17 protein-coding genes (1 of these 17 only partly in view) are annotated in these 21,137 nt (G+C 72.7%); 11 read left to right on the forward strand and 6 right to left on the reverse strand.

The window, feature by feature from the left end:
* Nucleotides 1-623, forward strand: partial view of a M23 family metallopeptidase gene (locus F563_RS0119535; RefSeq protein ID WP_019016380.1) — the 3' end only. Its footprint begins 637 nt before the window's first position; 623 of the gene's 1,260 nt are visible here — the last part of the coding sequence; its start codon lies off the left edge, out of view; its stop codon occupies nt 621-623.
* A 33-nt stretch (nt 624-656) separates the two neighbouring features.
* Here F563_RS0119535 and clpB read toward each other — a convergent pair whose 3' ends face one another.
* Nucleotides 657-3,239: an ATP-dependent chaperone ClpB gene (gene clpB, locus F563_RS0119540; RefSeq protein WP_019016381.1), complete on the reverse strand. Its 2,583-nt coding sequence runs from the start codon at nt 3,237-3,239 to the stop codon at nt 657-659.
* 122 nt (nt 3,240-3,361) lie between these two features.
* On the opposite strand from clpB, the gene F563_RS0119545 reads away from it, so the two are divergent.
* Nucleotides 3,362-4,126 carry an MOSC domain-containing protein gene (locus F563_RS0119545; RefSeq protein WP_019016382.1) on the forward strand — a complete coding sequence of 255 codons (765 nt, stop codon included), beginning with the start codon at nt 3,362-3,364 and terminating at the stop codon, nt 4,124-4,126.
* A gap of 121 nt (nt 4,127-4,247) precedes the next feature.
* Here F563_RS0119545 and bcp read toward each other — a convergent pair whose 3' ends face one another.
* Both bcp and F563_RS0119555 read right to left on the reverse strand, forming a co-directional pair.
* A complete protein-coding gene (bcp, locus tag F563_RS0119550) occupies nt 4,248-4,778 on the reverse strand; it encodes a thioredoxin-dependent thiol peroxidase (protein ID WP_019016383.1) in 531 nt (176 codons plus the stop codon).
* Between the two features lie 14 nt (nt 4,779-4,792).
* On the reverse strand, nt 4,793-7,714 hold the full coding sequence (locus tag F563_RS0119555) for a bifunctional [glutamine synthetase] adenylyltransferase/[glutamine synthetase]-adenylyl-L-tyrosine phosphorylase (protein ID WP_156825276.1): 2,922 nt from the start codon (nt 7,712-7,714) through the stop codon (nt 4,793-4,795).
* 53 nt (nt 7,715-7,767) lie between these two features.
* On the opposite strand from F563_RS0119555, the gene F563_RS23430 reads away from it, so the two are divergent.
* Nucleotides 7,768-10,935, forward strand: a complete 3,168-nt coding sequence (locus F563_RS23430; RefSeq protein ID WP_019016385.1) for a YhdP family protein — start codon at nt 7,768-7,770, stop codon at nt 10,933-10,935.
* A 68-nt stretch (nt 10,936-11,003) separates the two neighbouring features.
* A complete protein-coding gene (locus F563_RS0119565; RefSeq protein ID WP_156825275.1) occupies nt 11,004-12,719 on the forward strand; it encodes a methyl-accepting chemotaxis protein in 1,716 nt (571 codons plus the stop codon).
* A gap of 2 nt (nt 12,720-12,721) precedes the next feature.
* Here F563_RS0119565 and tyrS read toward each other — a convergent pair whose 3' ends face one another.
* Nucleotides 12,722-13,951: a tyrosine--tRNA ligase gene (gene tyrS, locus F563_RS0119570; protein WP_019016387.1), complete on the reverse strand. Its 1,230-nt coding sequence runs from the start codon at nt 13,949-13,951 to the stop codon at nt 12,722-12,724.
* Between the two features lie 51 nt (nt 13,952-14,002).
* On the opposite strand from tyrS, the gene F563_RS0119575 reads away from it, so the two are divergent.
* Nucleotides 14,003-15,112 (forward strand): anhydro-N-acetylmuramic acid kinase, encoded by a 1,110-nt coding sequence (locus tag F563_RS0119575; protein WP_026299735.1) that lies wholly within the window; start codon nt 14,003-14,005, stop codon nt 15,110-15,112.
* Nucleotides 15,113-15,165: 53 nt separating this feature from the next.
* Here F563_RS0119575 and F563_RS0119580 read toward each other — a convergent pair whose 3' ends face one another.
* The gene (locus tag F563_RS0119580) at nt 15,166-15,834 is read right to left on the reverse strand and encodes an alpha/beta hydrolase (protein WP_019016389.1); all 669 of its coding nucleotides are present in this window, start codon (nt 15,832-15,834) and stop codon (nt 15,166-15,168) included.
* Between the two features lie 285 nt (nt 15,835-16,119).
* Here F563_RS0119580 and cysE point away from each other — a divergent pair, with 285 nt between their 5' ends.
* Genes cysE through tenA form a run of 6 tightly spaced genes read left to right on the forward strand, consistent with a single transcriptional unit; the run spans nt 16,120 to nt 20,636 of the window.
* Complete coding sequence (gene cysE, locus F563_RS23435) at nt 16,120-16,794, forward strand: serine O-acetyltransferase (RefSeq protein ID WP_051089440.1); 675 nt, start codon at nt 16,120-16,122, stop codon at nt 16,792-16,794.
* Nucleotides 16,795-16,806: 12 nt separating this feature from the next.
* A complete protein-coding gene (locus F563_RS0119590; RefSeq protein ID WP_019016391.1) occupies nt 16,807-17,283 on the forward strand; it encodes an Rrf2 family transcriptional regulator in 477 nt (158 codons plus the stop codon).
* Entirely contained in the window at nt 17,280-18,410 is a 1,131-nt protein-coding gene (locus tag F563_RS0119595) for a cysteine desulfurase family protein (RefSeq protein WP_019016392.1), read from the forward strand. The genes F563_RS0119590 and F563_RS0119595 overlap by 4 nt, the downstream gene beginning before the upstream one ends.
* Before the next feature lie 16 nt (nt 18,411-18,426).
* A complete protein-coding gene (locus F563_RS0119600) occupies nt 18,427-19,602 on the forward strand; it encodes a cysteine desulfurase family protein (protein ID WP_019016393.1) in 1,176 nt (391 codons plus the stop codon).
* 15 nt (nt 19,603-19,617) lie between these two features.
* Nucleotides 19,618-19,950 carry a ferredoxin family 2Fe-2S iron-sulfur cluster binding protein gene (locus tag F563_RS0119605; protein ID WP_019016394.1) on the forward strand — a complete coding sequence of 111 codons (333 nt, stop codon included), beginning with the start codon at nt 19,618-19,620 and terminating at the stop codon, nt 19,948-19,950.
* Nucleotides 19,950-20,636, forward strand: coding sequence for a thiaminase II (tenA, locus tag F563_RS0119610; RefSeq protein ID WP_019016395.1), 687 nt, complete (start codon nt 19,950-19,952; stop codon nt 20,634-20,636). Before F563_RS0119605 ends, tenA begins: the two co-directional genes overlap by 1 nt.
* Before the next feature lie 294 nt (nt 20,637-20,930).
* Here tenA and F563_RS0119620 read toward each other — a convergent pair.
* Nucleotides 20,931-21,137, reverse strand: a 207-nt coding sequence (locus F563_RS0119620; RefSeq protein WP_019016397.1) for an IS3 family transposase, incomplete at its 5' end; no start/stop codon positions are given.

Consider the following 21,137-nt stretch of genomic DNA (forward strand, 5'->3'; position numbering starts at 1 on the left):
GCCAGGGCATCTATGCCGAGCTTCGCCTGCGCGATCGCGCGGTGCGGATCTGGCGCCACGCGCCGGCGAACGGCTCGCCGGACTGGTACGACGAGAGGGGCGAATCGGTGCGCCGGGCGCTGCTCCGCACCCCGCTCGACGCGGCGCGCATCAGCTCCGGCTTCGGCATGCGCCGCCACCCGATCCTCGGCTACAGCCGGATGCATCGCGGGGTCGATTTCGCGGCCCCCACAGGCACGCCGGTCTATGCCGCGGGCGAGGGCACGGTCGCCTTCGCGGGCTGGCGCGGCGACTACGGACGCACGGTGGTCGTGCGTCACGCGGGCGGGATCTCCACGCTCTACGCGCATCTCTCGACGATTCCCGGCGGCATCCGTGCCGGGGCCCGCGTGCGGCAGGGCCAAGTGATCGGCCGGGTCGGCGCGACCGGCCTCGCCACCGGTCCCCATCTCCATTACGAGGTCCACCGCAACGACGTCGCCGTGAACCCCGCCTCGATCCGGATGCTCGCCGGACGCAACCTCCAGGGCCGCGAACTCGCCGCGTTCCGCAACGAGCGCACGCGCATCGACCGCCAGTTCGCGGCCCTCGCGGGGGTGGCGGAGCTCGCCGCCGCGGATTGAACGAGGAGGGGCGGCCGATGGCCGCCCCTGCCGTCACGCCGCCTCGGCGAGCCGCCCGTTGATCGCGAGCCCGTCGCCCATGGTCGAGACGCGCACCGTCTCGCCCTCGCGGATCGTGCCCTCGAGCAGCATGGTCGCGAGCGGGTTCTGCAACGACCGCTGGATCACGCGCTTGAGCGGCCGCGCGCCGTAGGTCGGATCGTAACCCGCCTCCGCCAGCCACGCCTTGGCGCTGTCGTCGAGCTCGAGCGTGATCTTGCGCTCGGCGAGCAGGGCGCGCAGGCGGCGGAGCTGGATCTCGACGATCGCGCCCATCTGCGCCCGTCCGAGGCGCCGGAACAGGATGATCTCGTCAAGCCGGTTCAGGAACTCGGGGCGGAAGCGCATCCGCACCACGTTCATCACCTGGCCGCGCACCAGATCGATGTCCTCGTCCTCGCGCTGCGCGGCGAGGATGTCCGAGCCCAGGTTCGAGGTCAGAACGATGATGGTGTTGCGGAAATCGACCGTGCGCCCCTGCCCGTCGGTCAGGCGCCCGTCGTCGAGCACCTGAAGCAGCACGTTGAACACGTCCTCGTGCGCCTTCTCGACCTCGTCGAACAGGATCACCTGGTAGGGCCGGCGCCGTACGGCTTCCGTCAGCGCGCCCCCCTCCTCGTAGCCGACATAGCCCGGGGGCGCGCCGATCAGGCGCGAGACGGCATGCTTCTCCATGTACTCGGACATGTCGATGCGCACCATCGCGCGCTCGTCGTCGAACAGGAACTCGGCAAGGGCCTTGCAGAGCTCGGTCTTGCCCACGCCGGTCGGGCCGAGGAACAGGAACGAGCCGATCGGCCGGTTCGGGTCCTGCAACCCGGCGCGCGCGCGCCGCACCGCGTTCGCGACCGACACCAGCGCCTCGTCCTGGCCGACCACGCGCTGGCGCAGCTTCTCCTCCATCGCCAGCAGCTTGGCGCGCTCGCCCTCCAGCATCTTGTCCACCGGGATGCCGGTCCAGCGGCTCACCACCTGGGCGATGTGCTCCTCGGTCACGGCCTCGTTGACGAGATGCCCTTCGGTCGCGGCGGCGGCGATGCGCTTCTCGAGATCCGGAATGATGCCGTAGCGCAACTCGGAGGCGCGGGCGAGATCGCCCTTGCGCTGCGCGATCTCCATCTCGGCACGCGCGCGGTCGAGTTTCTCCTTCAGCTCCTTCGTTTCGGTCACGCGCGACTTCTCGGCCTGCCACTCGGCGGTCAGCGCGTTCGACTTCTCCTCGAGCTCGGCGATCTCGCGCTCGAGCCGCGCGAGCCGGTCACGCGAGGCCGGATCGTCCTCCTTGCGGAGCGCCTCGCGCTCGATCTTGAGCTGGATCAGGCGCCGGTCGAGCTCGTCGAGCTCCTCGGGCTTGCTGTCCACCTGCATGCGCAGCCGCGAGGCCGCCTCGTCGACGAGGTCGATCGCCTTGTCGGGGAGGAAACGGTCTGTGATGTAGCGGTTCGACAGGGTCGCCGCGGCGACGAGCGCCGCATCCGCGATGCGCACGCCGTGATGCGTCTCGTACTTGTCCTTGATGCCGCGCAGGATCGAGATCGTGTCCTCGACCGAGGGCTCGCCCACGAACACCGGCTGGAAGCGTCGTGCCAGCGCCGCGTCCTTCTCGACATGCTTGCGGTACTCGTCGAGCGTGGTCGCGCCGATGCAGTGCAGCTCGCCGCGGGCGAGCGCCGGCTTGAGCAGGTTCGAGGCGTCCATCGCGCCCTCGGCCTTGCCCGCCCCCACCAGCACATGCATCTCGTCGATGAACAGCACGATCTCGCCGGCGGCGGATTCGATCTCCGAGAGCACGGCCTTCAGCCGCTCCTCGAACTCGCCGCGGAACTTCGCCCCCGCGACCAGCGCGCCGAGATCGAGCGCGAGCACGCGCTTGCCCTTCAGCGCCTCCGGCACGTCGCCGTTGACGATGCGCAAGGCGAGCCCCTCGACGATCGCGGTCTTGCCGACGCCCGGCTCGCCGATCAGCACGGGGTTGTTCTTGGTCCGGCGCGCCAGCACCTGGACGACGCGACGGATCTCCTCGTCGCGGCCGATCACCGGGTCGAGCTTGCCGTCGCGCGCGAGCTGGGTGATGTCGCGCGCGTACTTCTTGAGCGCGTCGAAGGTGTCCTCGGCGCCCTGGGTGGTGACCTTGCGACCCTTGCGGATGTCGGCGACCGCCTTGTCGAGCGCCTGCGCCGTCACGCCTGCGGCCTTCAGCGCGGCCCCCGCGGCACCGGGATCGGCGGCGAGTGCGACCAGCAGGCGGTCCTGCGCGACGAACTCGTCACCCGCCTTGATCGCGGCCTGCTGCGCGGCGTCGAGCACGCGCACCAGTTCGGGCGTCAGCATCGGCTGGCCGGCGCCGGAGCCCGACACCTTCGGCAGCCGCTGCACCGCCGCATCGGCCGACGCCTTCGCGCGCGCCGGATCGCCGCCGGCCGCGCGGATCAGGCCGGATGCGGCGCCCTCCGGGTCGTCCAGCAACGCCTTGAGCAGGTGCTCGGGAGCGATCCTCTGATGGTACTCGCGGATCGCGATGGTCTGCGCGGCCTGGATGAAACCCTTGGCGCGCTCGGTGAACTTCTCGATGTCCATCTGCCTGTCCCTCCTGTGAGGCGACGGGTCGCCTCTGGCCCCCGAAGGCGACCAGGACAACCGTTGCTCTCAGCACATGGGTCGTGCCTTGATCGGTCTCAAGGCCAGGTCGGGAGGAGCGCGTGCGCGTCGAGCATATCTACCGCTATCCGGTGAAGGGGCTGACGGCCGAATCGCTCGCCGAGACGCATCTCGAGCCGGGCGAGACCGTGCCGGGGGACCGCAAATTCGCGCTCGCGCACGGCGATGCGCCGTTCGACGAGGCCGCGCCGGAATGGCTCCAGAAGCGGCATTTCGCCTGCCTGATGGTGAACGAGCGGATCGCCGCGCTGCATGCCTCGTGGGACGAGCGCAAGGGCGTCCTCCTCATCCACGCGCCCGGAGCGGCGCCCTTCGCCGGCGATACCACCACCGCGGAAGGACGAGGGGCGATCGCGGCGACGCTGGCCACGTTTCTCGGGGCGGAGGCGCGCGGGACGCCGCGCTTCGTCGTCGCCGATGGTCACAGCTTCTCGGATCACCGCAACAAGGTGGTGAGCCTGATCAATCTCGCCTCGCTCGCGGAGCTGGAGCGCGCGATGGGGCGCAGCCTCGATCCGTTGCGGTTCCGGGCGAACGTGTATTTCTCGGGCGCGCCGGCCTGGGCGGAGTTCGGCTGGATCGGGCGGCGGATCGAGCTCGGCGGCGCGACGCTGACGATCACCAAGCGGATCGACCGCTGCGCGGCCACGCAGGTCAACCCGGTGACAGCGGTGCGCGACTGCAACCCGGTGGCCGCGCTGCGCCAGGCGTTCGGCCACGTCGATCTCGGGGTGTACGGGCGGGTCGAGGAGGGCGGGCGCGTCGCGGTGGGCGATGCGATCGTGCTGCGCGAGGACGAGGAGTGAATGAGCCGGGGGGGGCCGCAAGGCCCCCCCCAGACCCCCCCTAGAGGGCGGCGCGCCTCGTTGGGCGCGCCGCGGACCCCGGAGTGCAGGGGAGCCGGGGGACCAGCGTGGTCCCCCGGGACTATAGTTTCTTCGCCGCCTCCAGCACCGCCGCGGCGTGGCCGTCCACCTTCACCTTCTTCCACGCCTTGGCGACCTTGCCGGCCTTGTCGATCAGGAACGTGCTGCGGATCAGCCCGATCGACTTCCGCCCCATGAACACCTTCTCGCCCCAGGCGCCATAGGCCTGGGCGGTCTTGTTTTCGGGATCGGAGGCCAGGGGAAACGTCAGCCCGTACTTCCCGGCGAACTTCTCGAGCGCCGGCATCTTGTCCGGGCTCACGCCGATCACGTCGAGCCCCAGTCCCTTGAACTGCGTCAGGGCCTCGTTGAACGCGCAGGCTTCGGTCGTGCAGCCGGGCGTGTCGGCCTTGGGATAGAAATAGAGCACGAACGGCTTGCCCTTCATGGCCGCGAGGCTGACCGTCCGGCCGCCCGTCGCCGCGAGCGAGAATGCGGGCGCGGGATCGCCCTCCTTGACCCCGACCGGAACGGCGGCCGGAGTCTCCTTGGCAGGCGCGGCCTGCGCCGCGGGCTTCTTCGCAGTCGGCATGCGTGAGCGTCCCTTCAGGCCTCCGGCCCCGCATCGACGGGGCCGAGATCGGCGACGTGTCGGTTGAACGCGGCGCGGACGTCGCGCGCGCTGGCCAGCATCTGGGCCCCGAGCGCGGGGAGGTCAACGGCGCCGCGTGCCCCCGCCGTCGCCACCGCGCGACAGAGCGCCTCGACCACCGGTGGCGGAATGTCCTCGACCGAACGCGGCTTGCCGACCGTGAGCCGCAGCACCCCCTGCACGGTGCGGAACAGCCGCGAGGCCGCGATCAGCCGCGACGCCTCCTCGGCCGCCAGCGCGCCGGCCTTCGCCAAGGCGCGCAGGCTCGCCCCCGTGGAGCCCGCCAGCACCTCGGGCGTTCGCGCGGCATGGATGAGCTGCAACACCTGGCAGACGAACTCCGCCTCCAGCAGCCCGCCGGGACGGTACTTCACGTCCCAGGGGGAGAAGGGCGGAATCTCCTTGGCGATGCGGGTGCGCAGCGACGCCGCGTCCTCGCGCAGCTTCGCCGCGTCGCGCGGCCGCGTGAGCGCCGCCCGGATCGCCTCCGCCGCGCGCCGCCTGAGACCGGCCGGACCGGCGATTACCCGCGCGCGCGTCAGCGCCATATGCTCCCAGGTCCAGGCCTCCTCGGCCTGGTAGCGCGCGAAGCCCGCGAGCTGCACCGCGATCGGCCCCTTGTTGCCGGAGGGACGGAGCCGCATGTCGACGTCGAACAGCTTGCCCTCGCCGGTGGGTGCGGTGATCGCGGTGACGAACTGCTGCGCGAGCCGGCCGAAATACTCGGGCGGGGACAGGCGTCGCCCGGTGCCGCCCTTCGCCGTCTCCGCGCCCGGCGCGTGGTCGTAGAGCATGATCAGGTCGAGATCGGAGGCCGCCATCATCTCGCGCCCGCCGAGCTTGCCCATCGCCACCACCGCCATCGCCCCGCCGGCGATCCGGCCGTAGCGGGCCGCGAAGTCGCGCACCACGCGCGGCAGCAGGGCGGTGAGCGCGGCATCCGCCAGCCGTGCCCGCGCGAGCCCCGCGCGATCGACATCGAGCGTGCCCTCCAGCGTGGCGACCCCGATCAGGAAGGCACGCTCGTGCACCACCCGGCGCACGACATCCATCGCCTCCTCGAGGTGCCGCGCCTCGGCGAGCAGCGGGCGCAGCACGGGTGCGACGGGCCGGTCCGGCCTCGCCCCGTCGAGCAGCCCGTCCAGCACCGGCGGATGGTGCGCCAGATAGTCGGCGAGCAGCGGCGCCGCGCCGCAGATCGCGGCGACGCGGTCCATCAGCGCGGGGTTGCGCTGGAACAGGCTGAACAGCTGCACCCCGGCCGGCAGTTGGGTGATGAAGGCGTCGAACCGCGCGAAGGCCTGGTCGGGCTCCTTCTGGCGCGCGAAGGCCGCGAGCAGCGCCGGCATGAGTTCCGTCAGGATCTCGCGTGCCCGCGCGCTGCGGGTCGCGCGCGGCCGCCCGTGGTGCCAGCCGCGCACCGTCGCCGCCACGCCCGAGGGGTTGGCGTAGCCCATCTGGCGCAGCGTCGCGATCGTGTCCGGATCGTCCTCGACGCCGGTGAACACCAGGCTGCCCGGGCCACCGAGCTCCGGCGCCTCCTCGAACAGCGCGGCGTAATGGCGTTCCACCCGCGAGAGCTGCCGCGTGAGCTCGGCGGCGAACGCATCCACGCTCGCGAACCCGGCGAAGGCGGCGAGCCGGGCCAGCCCCTCCGGGTCCGCCGGAACGGTGTGGGTCTGGCGGTCATCGATCATCTGCAGGCGATGCTCGATCCGGCGCAGGAACCGGTAGGCGGCTTCCAGCTCGGCGCGCGTGCCCTCCGCCACCAGCCCGACCCGCGTCAGCGCGGCGAGTGCCCGCAGTGTGGCGGGTTCGCGCAGCGCCGGGTCGCGCCCCCCCCAGATCAGTTGCTGGGTCTGGGCGAAGAACTCGATCTCGCGGATGCCGCCGCGCCCGAGCTTCAGGTTGTGGCCGGCGACCGCGATGGTCGCCCCGCCCCGATGCGCCTGGATCTGGCGCTTGATCGAATGGACGTCGCGGATCGCGGCGAAGTCGAGGTTCTTGCGCCAGACGAAGGGGCGGAGTTCGGCCAGGAACGATGCGCCGGCAGCGAGGTCGCCGGCGACCGGGCGCGCCTTGATCATCGCCGCGCGCTCCCAGTTCTGGCCCAGCGCGCCGTAATAGGTGAGCGCGGCCTCGACCGAGACGGCGAGCGGGGTCGCCGCCGGGTCGGGCCGCAGCCTGAGGTCGGTGCGGAACACGTAGCCGCCGGCGGTCCGCTCCTCCATCAGCCTGACAAGATCGCGCGCGATCCTGACGAAGAAGGCGAGCGGGTTGTCGCCGTGATAGGCTCCCGCCTCCGGATCGAACAGGATGACGAGGTCGATATCCGAGGAGTAGTTGAGCTCGCGCGCGCCGAGCTTGCCCATGCCGAGAACGATCAGCCCGCTGCCGCGCGCGGGATCGTCGGGCCAGCGCAGGCGGAGCTCGCCGCGACCCTGGGCCTCGCGCAGCAACTGCCCGACCGCCGCCTGGAGCGTGGCATCGGCAAGGGTCGAGAGGGCGCCGGTGACGCGCTCCAACGGCCAGCGCCCGGTGATGTCGGCGAGCCCGATCGCCAGCGCCGCGCGGCGCTTCGCCGTGCGCAGCGTCTCGGCGAGCTGGGCGCGGGAGGCCTCCGGGTCCGCCGCGGCGAGCATGTCCAGCACCGCGCCGAAGGCCGCATCCGGCCCCTCGTCGAGCAGGCGGATCAGCGTTGCCGGCTCGCGCAACGCCAGTTCCGTGAGATAGGGGCTGTTGCCGAAGATCGTCTCCAGCACCGGCCGATGCGCCGGCGCGACCGGCGCCTCGGTCTCCTCCGCCCAGCGCGTGAGCCCGCGCTCGACAGCCTCGCGGTCGTGCGGCGGCGGCAGGGTCGGCGCATCGGCGGTCATCGTCGGCAAGGCGAACACCGCGCCGAGCGGGCCGTCAATCGGGGCGGGCGGCGATGATCCGCGCCTCCGGCCGTTGGCTCCGTCGCCTGCTCGGCTTCGCGCTCGCGTTCGCCGTGTTCGTGACCCTCGCCGCGGGGATGTTCGCCTGGCGGCTCGCGCAGGGACCGCTCAGCGTGCCACCGCTCGCGCGGATGCTGGAGAACCGCGCCGCCGAGGGCGGGCTCGGCGTGCGGCTCACGATCGGCGAGGCGACCCTGGTGTGGGAAGGCTTCGGGGAGGCGGTGGACCGGCCGCTCGACATCCGCCTGACGGATCTGCGCGCGCTCGATGCCGACGGCGCCAGCGTTGCCGAGATCCCGGAAGGCTCGGTCAGCCTCGGCCTGCGCGCGCTGCTGCTCGGACGGCTGGAGCCGCGCGCGATCGAGCTGCGCCGGGTGCGTCTGACGCTCATGCGCGCCGAGGACGGCACGGTCACGGTCGATCTCGGCGCCGACCCGGCCACGGCCGGCGCCGCCCCCGACGACACGAAGCTCGCCGCCGCCCTGCTCGCCGGGCTCGGCACGGTGCCCGAAGGCAGGCGCTGGATCGGCGCGTTGCAGCGCGTGCGCATCCGCGGCGCCGAACTCGCGATCATCGACCGCCAGCTCGGTGCGACCTGGTACATCCCGGGCGCGCTGCTCGACCTGCATCGCCAGCCGGACGGCGGCGTGGCGGTGGCGCTGTTCGGCGCGGCGGTCGCGGGCGAGGCGCGGGTCAGGCTGTCGGCGCGCGGCACGCTGGCGGCGAACGCCTCGGGGACGCTCGAGGTGGCGGTCGCGCCGGTGGCACCCGCCGACCTCGCCGCCGCCCTGCCGGCGCTGGCCTCGCTCGCCGCGCTCGACGCGCCGCTCTCGGGCAGCGTCCGGCTCGCCTTCGCCCCGCTGCTCGCGCTGGAGAGCGCACGGATCACCGCACGGCTCGGCGAGGGGCGCGCGCATCTGCCGGGCGGCGGGACGCTGCCGATCGCCTCGGCGCGGGCCGAGCTCGCGCTGGAGACGGGCCGCGTCACGGTGACGGAGGCGCTGCTGGAGCTGCCCGCAACCCACGGTCCCGCGCCGAGGATCACGGCGAGCGGCAGCGCGCGGCGTGACGGCGCGGCCTGGGCCGTGCAGGCCGAGGCGCATCTCGACCAGGTCGCCTTCGCCGACCTGCCGGCGCTCTGGCCCGAGGGACTCGGCACCGGCGAGCGCGCCTGGATCACCGGGAACATCACTGCCGGCACCGTGACCGGGGCGCGCTTCACCCTCGGCGTCCGGATCGACGCCGACGGCGCGGTCGAGCCGGTGAGCCTCGCCGGCGAGATCACCGCGGAGGGCGCGACGGTGCACTATCTGCGGCCGATGCCGCCGGCGACGGGAGTCGCCGCCCGCGCGACCGTCGGGCTCGATAAGGTGACGGTGGTGACGCGCGGCGGCGCGGTCGGCGCGATCCGGCCGACGGATGCGACCATCGTGCTCTCCGGGCTCGACACGCGACCGCAATGGGCGGACATCGCGGTGCGGATCGAAAGCCCGGTGCCGGCGGCCATGGAGCTGATCGCGCACCCGAAGCTCGCCCTGTTCGCGCGCCGCGCGCCGCCGCCGCGCGGCATCACCGGTCGCGGCGAGGTCGATCTCGCGCTGCGCTTCCCTTTGCTCGATGCGCTCACGGTCGATCAGATCGAGGCGCGCGCGACCGCCGAAGTGACCGAAGCCGGCGTGCCGGACGTCGTGCTGGGAAAGTCCCTCACGGAGGGCCGCATCACCCTTGAGGCGACCGAGAGCGGGCTGAAGCTGGAGGGTACCGGCAAGCTCGCGGGGCTTCAGACGACCCTCGCCTACGACACCGACTTCCGCGCCGGCCCTGCAAGCCAGATCATCGAGCGGGCCACGCTGCGGCTTGCCCCGCAGGAGGGCGTGGCCGCCGCGTTCGGGATCGACCTCGCGCCCCATCTGACAGGTCCGGTCGGCGGCGAGGCGCGGCTCGCCGCGCGGCGCGACGGCCAGTCCACGGTGACGCTCCACGCCGATCTCAGCCGTGCGCGCCTCGCCGTGCGCGAGCTCGGCTGGAGCAAGCCGGAAGGGCGCGCGGCCAGCGCCGAGGCCACGCTGCGGCTGGCGGGCCCGCGCCTCGTCGCGGCGGAGCTGACGAAGCTGGAGGGGCCGGGGCTTGCCGCCCGGGCGCGCGCGAGCTTCACCCGCGAAGGTCGGGTCGAGCAGATCGAGGTGCCCGAACTCCGCCTCGGCGAGACCCGGCTCGCCGGCGAGATTCGTCCGCCCGGGCGCGACGGCGAGCCCTGGCGCATCAGCGCGCGCGGCGCCCTGCTGGACCTCTCGGACCGGCCGCGCGGCTCGGCCGAGACGGCGGCGGGCGCAACGCCGCCCTTCGCCCTCGATGCGCGGCTTGACCGGGTGGTGCTGGGGCCCGGTCGCGACACGCGCAACGTCACGGTGTCGATCCGCCATGACGGAAGCCGCGTCGAGGCGCTGAACGCCGAGGGCGCGGTCGGCGATCGCGGCCGCTATACCGCGACGATCCGGCGCGATGGCGCGGTCAGACGGCTGGAACTCGCCACCGATGACGCCGGCGCCGTGCTTGCCGCCCTCCACGTGATCGACTCCATGGCCGGCGGGCGTCTCGCCGTCCGCGGCACCTATGACGACAGCCAGCCCTCCGCGCCGCTCACCGGCGAGGCGACGATCGAGGAGTTCCGCCTGCGCGATGCCCCGGCGATCGGCCGGCTGCTCCAGGCCATGACGCTCTACGGCCTGCTGGAAGTGGCGCGCGGCCCCGGCCTGTCCTTCACGAACCTGATCGCCCCGTTCAGCCTGAGCAACGACGTGCTGGAGCTGCGCGACGCGCGCGCCTACGGTCCCTCGCTTGGTTTCACGGCCAAGGGAACGGTCGATCTTGCGCGCGACACGCTCGCGGTCGAGGGCACGATCGTTCCGGCCTACTTCTTCAACAGCCTGCTCGGCCATATCCCCCTGATCGGGCGACTGTTCTCGCCCGAGCGCGGCGGCGGCGTATTCGCCGCGACCTACCGCGTGCGCGGGCCGTTCGCCGACCCCGAGGTGTCGGTCAATCCGCTCGCCGCCCTGACGCCCGGCTTCCTGCGCGGCCTGTTCGGCTTTCTCGGCGATGGCGCGGACGCGCCGGCACCCGAGCCCGACCCGCATGGCATGAACCGCGGCGGGGGCTGAACCCGCTTCACGTTCCGTTCATCACGCACGCGCATGATCCGGCCCAAGATCCTGGGAACGGAGTGTTCATGATGTCCTTTGCCGCATTCGCGCGCGCCAATCCGTTGCGCCTGTTCGCCCGCCTGAGCCTCGGCGCCCGCGTCACCTGCACGGCCGTGCTCGGCGGGGCGGTCGCCGTCGCCGCCAGCACCTGGTGGACCATCTCGACTCTCGAAGCCGAGCAGCACAAGGCGGCCCAGCGATCGCTCGAGGTGAACCTCGGCGTGCTCAAGGACCAGGTGCGGCGGCACGGCACCACGATCCGGGTGGAAGGCGATCGCATGATCGCCGGGGAGACGGCGCTGAACGGGCGCAACGAGATCGTCGATGCGGTGAAGGAGATCGCCGGCGGCGTCGCCACGCTGTTTCTCGGCGATCTGCGCATCGCCACCAACGTGGTGCGCCCCGACGGCACGCGCGGCGTCGGCACGCGGCTGGCCCCCGGCCCCGCCTTCGACGCCTCGATCACGCGCGGGCAGACCTATCGCGGCGAGAACGACATCCTCGGTCGCCGCCATCTGACCATCTACGAGCCGATCCGCGACGCCGCCGGCCGGCAGATCGGCCTCTGGTTCGTCGGCGTGCCGATCGCCGATCTCGACGCCATGCTGTGGGTCGCCAAGCGCGATGCCACGCTCGCCGCGCTGGCGGCACTCGCGCTGGCGGGGCTGCTCATCGCCGTCGTGGTCCGTCGTTCGCTCGCGCCGGTGCTGGCGCTCCGGGACGCCACGCTGCGGGTCGCCGAGGGCAAGCACGATGCGCAGGTGCCCTGCACCGACCGTCGCGACGTGGTGGGGGAGCTCGCGCGCGCGGTCGAGACGTTGCGCACGACCAGCGAGGAGGCGGCTGCGGCCCGCGCGGCGCTGGATGCCGAGCGGACACGCGCGGCCGAGGAGCGGCGGGCCGCGCGCGTCACCCTCGCCGACCGGTTCGAGGCGCAGGTGATGGCCGCCGTCTCGGCTGTGGCGGACGCTGTCGCCCGGCTGCGCGGCAGCGCCGATGCGATCGCCGAGAGTGCCAGCGGCACGGTTTCGCTCTCGACCGAGGTCACGGGCGCATCCGACCGGGCCGCCACGGGCGTGAACGCGGTGGCAGCGGCGGCCGAGGAACTCTCCACCTCGATCCGCGAGATCGGCCGGCAGGTCACCGAGGCCGCGGCGGTGGCGCGCGCGGCCGCCGAGGAGAGTGCGCGCACCAACGCCTCGGTGGGCGAACTCTCGGCCGCGGCCGCGCGCATCGGCGACGTGGTGCGGTTGATCAACGACATCGCCGGCCAGACCAACCTGCTGGCGCTGAACGCGACGATCGAGGCGGCGCGCGCGGGCGAAGCCGGCAAGGGTTTCGCCGTGGTGGCGAGCGAGGTGAAGAACCTGGCCAGTCAGACGGCGAAGGCCACCGAGGAGATCGGCGCCCAGATCAACGCCATGCAGGCGGCCACGGGCGGCGCGGTGGACGCCATCCGCGCGATCGGCGGGCGCATCGACCAGATCAGCGGGCTCGCCTCGGCAGTCGCCGCGGCGGTCGAGCAGCAGGGGGCCGCGACCGCCGAGATCGCGCGCTCGGTCCAGGACGCCGCCGCCGGCACGGGCGAGGTGTCGGGCGCGATCCGCCGTGTCGCGGACAACGCGACGCGCGCGGCCGAGGCGAGTGCCACCGTGCGGGGCGAGGCCGGCCGCCTCGACACCGAGACCGGGACGATGCGCGGCGCGGTCGAGGGGTTCCTGAAGGAACTGCGCGCGGCGTAACGTTACGCCGCGCGCACCAGCACCTGCTGCTTGCGCCCCAGGCTGAGCCGCGCGGCACCGTCGCGCAGCGCCTCCGCGCCGATCACCGCGCCCTCGTCGGTGACCGGCGCGTCGTTCAGCCGCACCGCGCCGCCACGGATGTGCCGCCGCGCCTCGGCATTGGAGGCGAGCCCGAAGGCGCGCGCGACCAGGGCGAAGGCCGGCATCCCCTCCGCCAGTTCCGGCACCGTCACGGTCGGCAATCCCGCCTCGGCGGCCCCTGCCGCCGCCTCAGCCGCCGCCTCGGCGGCCGCGCGGCCGTGCAGCAGCGCCGTCGCCTCGGTCGCGAGCACGATCTTCGCCTCGTTCACCTCCGCCCCGCGCAGCGCCTCCAGCCGCGCGACCTCGGCCTCGGGCAGTTCGGTGAACAGGCGCAGGAAGCGGCCGACATCCGGGTCCTCGGTGTTGCGCCAGAACTGCCAGTAGCCGAAGGGCGGCAGGCGGTCCTCGTTCAGCCACACCGCGCCGGCGGCGGTCTTGCCCATCTTCGCGCCCGAGGCAGTGGCGAGCAGCGGCACGGTGAGGCCGAAGGCGTCGCGCCGGTCGGTGCGGCGGATCAGATCGGCCCCCATGACGATGTTGCCCCACTGGTCCGATCCGCCCATCTGCACGGTCACGCCGTAGCGGCGGTTCAGCTCGCGGAAGTCGTAGGATTGCAGGATCATGTAGTTGAATTCGAGGAACGACAGCGGCTGGTCGCGCTCCAGCCGGAGCCGCACGCTGTCCATCGACAGCATGCGGTTGACCGAGAAATGCACGCCGATCTCGCGGAGCAGCGGGATGTAGCGCAGCGTGTCGAGCCACTCGGCGTTGTCGGCCTCGATCGCGTCCGCGGGGCCGCTGCCGAACCGGAGCAACCGCTCGAACGGGCGACGGATGCCGCGCTTGTTCGCCTCGATCTCCTCCTCGGAGAGCAGCTTGCGGCTCTCGTCGCGCCCCGAGGGATCGCCGATCTTGGTCGTGCCGCCGCCGAGCAGCACCACCGGCCGGTTGCCGGTGCGCTGCCACAGCCTGAGCAGCATGATCGAGATCAGATGGCCGACATGCAGCGAGTCGGCGGTGCAGTCATAGCCGACATAGGCCGAGACCGGGCCGGCGCAGAGCGCCGCATCCAGCGCATCGAGGTCGGTGCACTGGTGGATGAAGCCGCGCGCGGCGGCCTCGCGCAGGAAGTCGGAGCGTGGGGTGGTCATCGGTCGGTCCGGCGGTTGCCTTGAGGGCCGGCTCGCTATCACAGTCGTCGCATGGGGGCAAAACCGGCGCTTCATCTCGGGCTGATGAGCGGCACCTCGCTCGACGGGGTGGACGCGGCGCTGGTCGAGACGGACGGGGAGCGTCTCGCCCGGCCCGGCGCGACGCTGACGCTGCCGTATGACGACCCGCTCAGGGCGCGGCTGCGCGCGCTGCTCGATCGGGCGGAGCGGCTCGCGCGCGACGATGCCGAGCTCGCCGAGGCCGAGCGGGCGCTGACCGATCGGCACGCGGAGGCGGTTGCGGCGTTGCTCGGCGCGGCCGGCGTGGCGGCGACCGACATCGCCGCGCTCGGCTTTCACGGCCAAACGATCCTGCACCGGCCCGAGCGCGGCCTCACCTGGCAGATCGGCGACGCTTCCCGGCTCGCGCGCGCGACCGGCATCCCGGTGGTGCACGATTTCCGCTCGGCCGACGTGGCGGCCGGCGGCCAGGGCGCCCCACTCGCCCCGCTCTGGCACGCGGCCCTCGCGGAGGGGCTCGCCCGGCCGCTCGCGGTGCTCAATCTCGGCGGCGTCGGCAACGTGACCTGGATCGGCGCGGACCGGGCGGTCATCGCCTGCGACACCGGTCCCGGCAACGGCCCGCTCGACGACTGGGTTTCCGCCCGCGCCGGGGTGCCGTTCGACGAGGGCGGGCGGATCGCGGCCGCCGGGACCGTCGCGGTCGCGGTGCTGGCGCGGCTGATGGCGCATCCGTTCTTCGCCGCGCCACCGCCGAAGTCGCTCGACCGGCTGGATTTCGCCGCTGCGATCGCGGCGTCGGGCCTCACCGTGCTCCCGGTCGCCGATGGCGCGGCCACGCTCGCGGCCTTCACCGCGGCCGCGGTCGCCGCCATACGCGCGCATCTGCCCGAGCCGCCGCTGCGCTGGCTCGTCACCGGCGGCGGGCGGCACAACACGGCGATCATGACCGCGCTCAGGGCCGCGCTCGGCGTCGCGGTCGAGCCGGTGGAGGCGGTGGGATGGAACGGCGATGCGCTGGAGGCGCAGGCCTTCGCCTATCTCGCCGCGCGCAGCCTGCGCGGCCTGCCGCTCAGCCTTCCGACCACGACAGGGGCGCCGAGACCGATGCCCGGCGGGCGGCTCGTGCGGCCGGAATGAACACGGGCCGGACCCGCTGCCGGATCCGGCCCCCGGAACGTTTCAAGATCGGCTCAATCGGCGGCGAGCTTCATCCGCTCGTCGCGGCCGAGGGCCGTGAGCAGGTGGTCCTCCGCCGCATCGGCGAGCCGGTCGCAGTGCTCGACGAAGAAGTGGTCGCAGTCCTCGAACACGCGGTAGTCGATCTTGATGCCCTTCTGCGTGTTCAGCTTGGCAACGAGCTTGGCGACCGCGGGCTCGGGCACGATCTCGTCCCTGGCGCCGGTGACGATCAGCCCCGATTGCGGGCACGGTGCCAGGAAGGTGAAGTCGAAATGATTCGCCGGCGGCGTGACCGAGATGAAGCCGCACACCTCGGGCCGGCGCATCAGCATCTGCATGCCGATGAACGCGCCGTACTGGTAGCCGGCGACCCACACGGTCTTGCTGTTGGGGTTGATGCGCTGCAGCCAATCCAGCGCCTCGGCCGCGTCGGCGAGCTCGCCCTCGCCGCCGCTGTAGCGGCCCTGGCTCTTGCCGACGCCGCGGCTGTTGAAGCGCATCACCGAGAAGCCGAGCCGCTGGAACACCTGGTAGAGCGTGTAGGTGACGCGGTTGTTCATGTTGCCGCCGTGCAGCGGGTGCGGATGCAGCACCAGCGCGAGCGGCGCATTCGGCATCTTGGCGTGGTGGTAGCGAGCCTCCAGCCGGCCATCCGGCCCCTGGAACATCACCTCAGGCATGTCGTCTCCGGTCCTGTCCACAGCGCGCCACGGCGCGGTCCCCCACGAGCCCGGTCGTTCAACCCGGCCGACGCCGGCCTTCCCCAATCGGCCCCCGGGTCCCGCATCCGGCGACGGCCGGAATGTTGACTGCCGTGCTTGGACTTCGTAGCGTCAAGCACGCATGGTGCAGCGCAACCATGGGATCGGGTCCGGTATCGATGGCCCTCGGGCGGGCTCCCGGCCCGAAAGCGGGCGGCACTATAGGGGCCGTCATACGGAATTAACACCGGAATCGTGCTGAACATGGCGGGACGCTGGGTTGAAGGAATCGAAGCCGTGCGCGCCCGCGATCCGGCGGCGCGGTCGCGGCTGGAAATCGTTCTCTGCTACCCAGGCGTGCATGCGATAGCCTTGCATCGCGTCGCCCATCGGCTGTGGAGATGGGGATTGCGATTGCCGGCCCGGATGCTGTCGCACATCTCGCGCATGCTCACGGGGATAGAGATTCATCCCGCGGCGCGGATCGGGCGTCGGCTGGTGATCGACCACGGCGATGGCGTGGTGATCGGCGAGACCGCCGAGATCGGCGACGATGTGCTGATGTACCACCAGGTGACCCTGGGCGGCACTTCGCTCGCCGGCGGCAAGCGCCACCCGACCATCGGCGACAAGGTCATCCTCGGCGCCGGGGCGAAGATCCTGGGCCCGATCGTGGTCGGCGAAGGCGCGCGGGTCGGCGCCAATGCGGTGGTGCTCTCGGACGTGCCGCCGGGCCAGACCGTGGTCGGCATTCCCGCCCGGCCGGTGGACCGCAAGCCCGCCGGGGCGGACGTGCTGCCCTATGGCACGCCCTGCGACGAGGCGCTGGATCCGGGCGTGCGCGCGCTGGAGGCACTGCGCACCGAGCTCGCCGAACTGCGCGCCCGCCTCGCGGCGCTGGAGGCGGAGCGCCGGCGCGCCCCCGCCGGCGACGACTAGGCGGACCCGGCCGTGCGGCTGTCCACGCGGGGCCGCTACGCCGTGATGGCGATGGCCGATCTTGCCGCGCACACGCTGAAGCGCACCGACGGCAAGCCGGTGACCCTTGCCGAGATCGCCGCCCGTCAGGGCATCTCGCTCTCCTATCTCGAGCAGCTGTTCGCGCGGCTTCGGCGCGCGGGGCTGGTGCTGTCGGCACGCGGCCCGGGCGGGGGCTACCGGCTTGCCTACCCCGCCAGCGAGACCCGCATCGCCGACATCGTGCTGGCGGTGGACGAGCCGATCCGCGCGACGCGCTGCGAGATCGGCAGTCCCAAGGGCTGCCAGGGCGGGCGGGCACGCTGCCTCACCCACGATCTGTGGGAGGAGCTCGGCAACCAGATCCACCTGTTCCTCGCCTCGGTGTCGCTCGAGGACGTGGTGGCCAAGCGCGTGCTGGGCCGGGCCGGCGCGCTGCACGCCTCGCTGCGCGCGGCGAGACCGGTGTGAGCCGGCTCTATCTCGACGCCAACGCGACCGAGCCGCTGCGCCCGGAGGCGCATGCGGCCGTGCTCGCGGCGTTGGACGTGCTCGGCAATCCGTCCTCGGTGCACGCGGAGGGGCGGGCGGCGCGCCGGGTGCTGGAGGATGCGCGCGAGGCGCTTGCCACACTGGTCGGGCTGGCGCCGGCCGCGGTGGTGTTCACCGCCGGCGGCACCGAGGCGAACGCCACCGCGCTGGCCGGCTTCCGCGCAGAGGCACGGCGCGTGCTGGCCAGCGCAACCGAACACGACTCGGTGCTGCACGCGGTGCCCGAGGCCGAGCGCCTCGCCGTGGACCGCGACGGCGTGATCGATCTCGCCGCGCTCGAGGCCGCGCTCGCGGATGCCCGCCCGGCCGCGGTCGCCGTGATGCTGGCGAACAACGAGACCGGCACGCTCCAGCCGATCGCAAAGGTCGCCGCGCTCTGCCGACGCGCCGGCGCGCGGCTGCACGTGGATGCCGTGCAGGCGCCGGGGCGGCTGCCGCTCGGCGATCTCGGCGCGCTCGGTGCCGACACGATCGCGCTGTCGGCGCACAAGGCAGGCGGGCCGAAGGGCGCCGGCGCGCTGCTGCTGACCTCCGGCTGGTGGCCGGGACCGCTGATCCGCGGCGGCGGACAGGAGCGCGGCATGCGCGCCGGCACCGAGCCGCTGCCGGCGATCGCCGGCTTCGCCGCGGCCGCCGGTGCGGCCGAGGCGTGGCGCGCGGCCGGCGGGGCGGGCCGGCTCGCGGGGCTGCGCGACGCGATTCTCGCCGGGCTCGCGGCACGGGTGCCGCAGGCGGTGCCGGTCGCGGCTGGCGCGGTGCGCCTGCCGAACACGCTCTGCGTGGCGCTCCCCTGTGTTGCCGCCGCCACCCAGGTGATGGCGCTGGACCTCGCCGGCATCGCGGTCTCGGCCGGGTCGGCCTGCTCGTCCGGCAAGGTGGCGGAGAGCCATGTGCTGCGGGCGATGGGGCTCGGGCCGCTCGCGGCAAGCGCGATCCGCGTCAGCCTGCCGTGGACCGCGCCGGACGATGCCCCCGCCCGCTTCCTCGACGCCTATGCGGCGATGGTTGCCCGGCTCGCGCGGCCGGTTGAACCCGCGCCCGCCTGACGCGACATCCTCGCGCATGGACATCCCCGCGCCCCGCAACCGCCCGGTCTATCTCGACAACCAGGCGACCACGCCGTGTGATCCTCGCGTGGTGGCGGCGATGCTGCCGTTCTTCACCGAGCGCTTCGGCAACCCGCACAGCGCCGAGCACCGCATGGGACGCGACGCCGAGGAGGCCGTGGAACAGGCGCGCGCGCAGGTCGCCGCGCTCATCGGCGCCGGGTCGCGCGAGATCATCTTCACCTCGGGGGCGACCGAGTCCAACAATATCGCGATCAAGGGCGCGGCGCGGTTCGCGCGCGCGCACGGCGCCGACCGCAGGCGCGTGGTCACGGTCGCGACCGAGCACAAATGCATCCTGGAGAGCGTGGCCGATCTCGCCGCCGAGGGCTTCGAGCCAGTGGTCCTGCCGGTGCGCCCGGACGGGCTGCTCGATCCGCAGACGCTGGCGGACGCGGTCGATGACCGCACGCTGCTGGTCAGCGTGATGGCGGTGAACAACGAGATCGGCGTGATCCAGGACCTCGCCGTCCTGGTGCCGATCGCCAAGCAGGCGGGAGCATTGTTCCACACCGACGCGGCACAGGCGGCGGGCAAGATCCCGCTCGATGTGGCGGCGCTCGGCGTCGATCTGCTGTCGATCTCGGGGCACAAGCTCTACGGGCCGAAGGGGGTCGGCGCGCTCTATGTGCGCCGCCGGCCGCGCGTGCGGCTCAGCCCGCTGTTCTCCGGCGGCGGGCAGGAGCGCGGGCTGCGCTCGGGCACGCTGCCGACACCGTTGATCGTCGGCCTGGGTGAGGCGTGCCGGATCGCCGCGTCCGAGATGGCGGAGGAGGCGGCGCGGCTCGGGTCCTTGCGCGACTCGCTTCATCGACGGCTCGCCGAGGCGCTGCCGGGGCTCACGCTGAACGGCAGTGCGGCGGCACGCATCCCCGGCAATCTCAACCTGACCTTCCCGCGCACTGAGGCCGCCGAACTGATGGCGCGCACGCCGGATCTCTGCGTCTCGACCGGTTCGGCCTGTTCCTCGGCCGAGGTCGAGCCCTCCTATGTGCTGCGCGCGCTCGGCCTGTCGGACCAAGAGGCCGCGCGCACCTTGCGGATCGGGCTCGGCCGTTTTACCTCCGCCGCCGACATCGACTATGCGGCGGCCGCGCTGATCGCAGCGCATGAAGGGTTGGCGGCCGCCTGAACGACGGGACGTGGCATGCCGAAGATGACTTTCATCGAGCGCGACGGGACGCGCCGCGAGGTGGATGCGCCGCTCGGGCTTTCCGTGCTGGAGATCGCGCATCGCCATGGTATCGATATCGAGGGCGCGTGCGAGGGCTCGCTCGCCTGCTCGACCTGCCATGTGATCGTCGATCCGAAGTATTTCGAGCTGCTCCAGGCGCCGACCGAGGACGAGGAGGACATGCTCGACCTCGCCTTCGGGTTGGAGGAGACGAGCCGGCTCGGCTGCCAGATCGTCATGACCGAGGAGTTGGACGGGCTGGTCGTGCGTCTGCCCAAGGCGACGCGCAACGCGATGAAGGACTGATGGACGCGATCGCCGCGCCGGGAACGCTGTTCGCCCGGCTGCGCGACGCGGCCCGTCCGTCCTGGGAGGCCTATGTCGCGCATCCCTTCGTTCGCGGCCTGACCGATGGGTCGCTGCCCGAGCCTGCGTTCCGGCGCTATCTCACGCAGGACTACCTCTTCCTGATCCACTTCGCGCGCGCCTATGCGCTGGCGGCGTTCAAGCATGCGACGGTGGCGGATATCCGCGGCGCGGCGGCGACGCTGAACGCGCTGATCGACCACGAGATGCGGCTGCATGTGCAGTACTGCGCGGGCTGGGGCATCGACGAGGCGGCGATGGAGGCCGAGGCGGAGGCCGAGGAGACCATGGCCTACACGCGCTATGTGCTGGAGCGCGGGCTGGCCGGCGACGTGCTGGATCTGGAGGTCGCGTTGGCGCCCTGCGTGATCGGCTATGCCGAGATCGGCGCGCGCATGGCCGCCGATCCGGCGCTCAAGCGCGAGGGCAATCCGTATCGCGCTTGGCAGGAGATGTACGGGGGCGCGGAGTTCCAGGGGATCGCGGCGGAGGCGATCGCGCGGCTGGATCGGCTCGGCGCAGCGCGTGGGGCCGAGGCGCGCTGGGGCGAACTTGTGCGCACCTTCGAGGCGGCGTGCCGGTTGGAGGCGCGCTTTTGGCAGATGGGGTTGGACGCGGCGCGCTAGCGTTGCGCTTGGCACGTTACGACTTACCCTTTCGCACCGGCTCGGCGCACGGCGGTGGCGGGAGGCCAGCCGTAGGCTGCATCAGGACCGGGCGTGGGTCTTACGGCGGGCCTGGTGTCAGCGCCGCCGCGTGGTGCGTGCGGCGGCGCCGAGCAGGGCCAGTCCGGCCAGCACCTGGCCGAGGGTTCCGGGTTCCGGCACGGGCTGCGCGTTGCCTTCGTCCGCGACGCGGATGAATTGGCTGACGAGGCCGCTTGAACCGCTCCGGTTTTGCCGGAGGCTGTTTGGTTTGAGTCACGCGGCCAGTTTCTGGTCGTCAAGCATGGCGTAGTAGCGTTCCTCGGCTTCGGCCGGCGGGATATTACCGATCGGCTCCAGCAGCCGGCGATGGTTGAACCAGTCGACCCAGGTCAGCGTCGCGAACTCGACGGCCTCGAAGCTCCGCCACGGCCCGCGCCGATGGATCACCTCGGCCTTGTAGAGGCCGTGGATCGTCTCGGC

The sequence above is a fragment of the Elioraea tepidiphila DSM 17972 genome (assembly GCF_000378465.1).
Lineage (GTDB): Bacteria > Pseudomonadota > Alphaproteobacteria > Acetobacterales > Acetobacteraceae > Elioraea > Elioraea tepidiphila.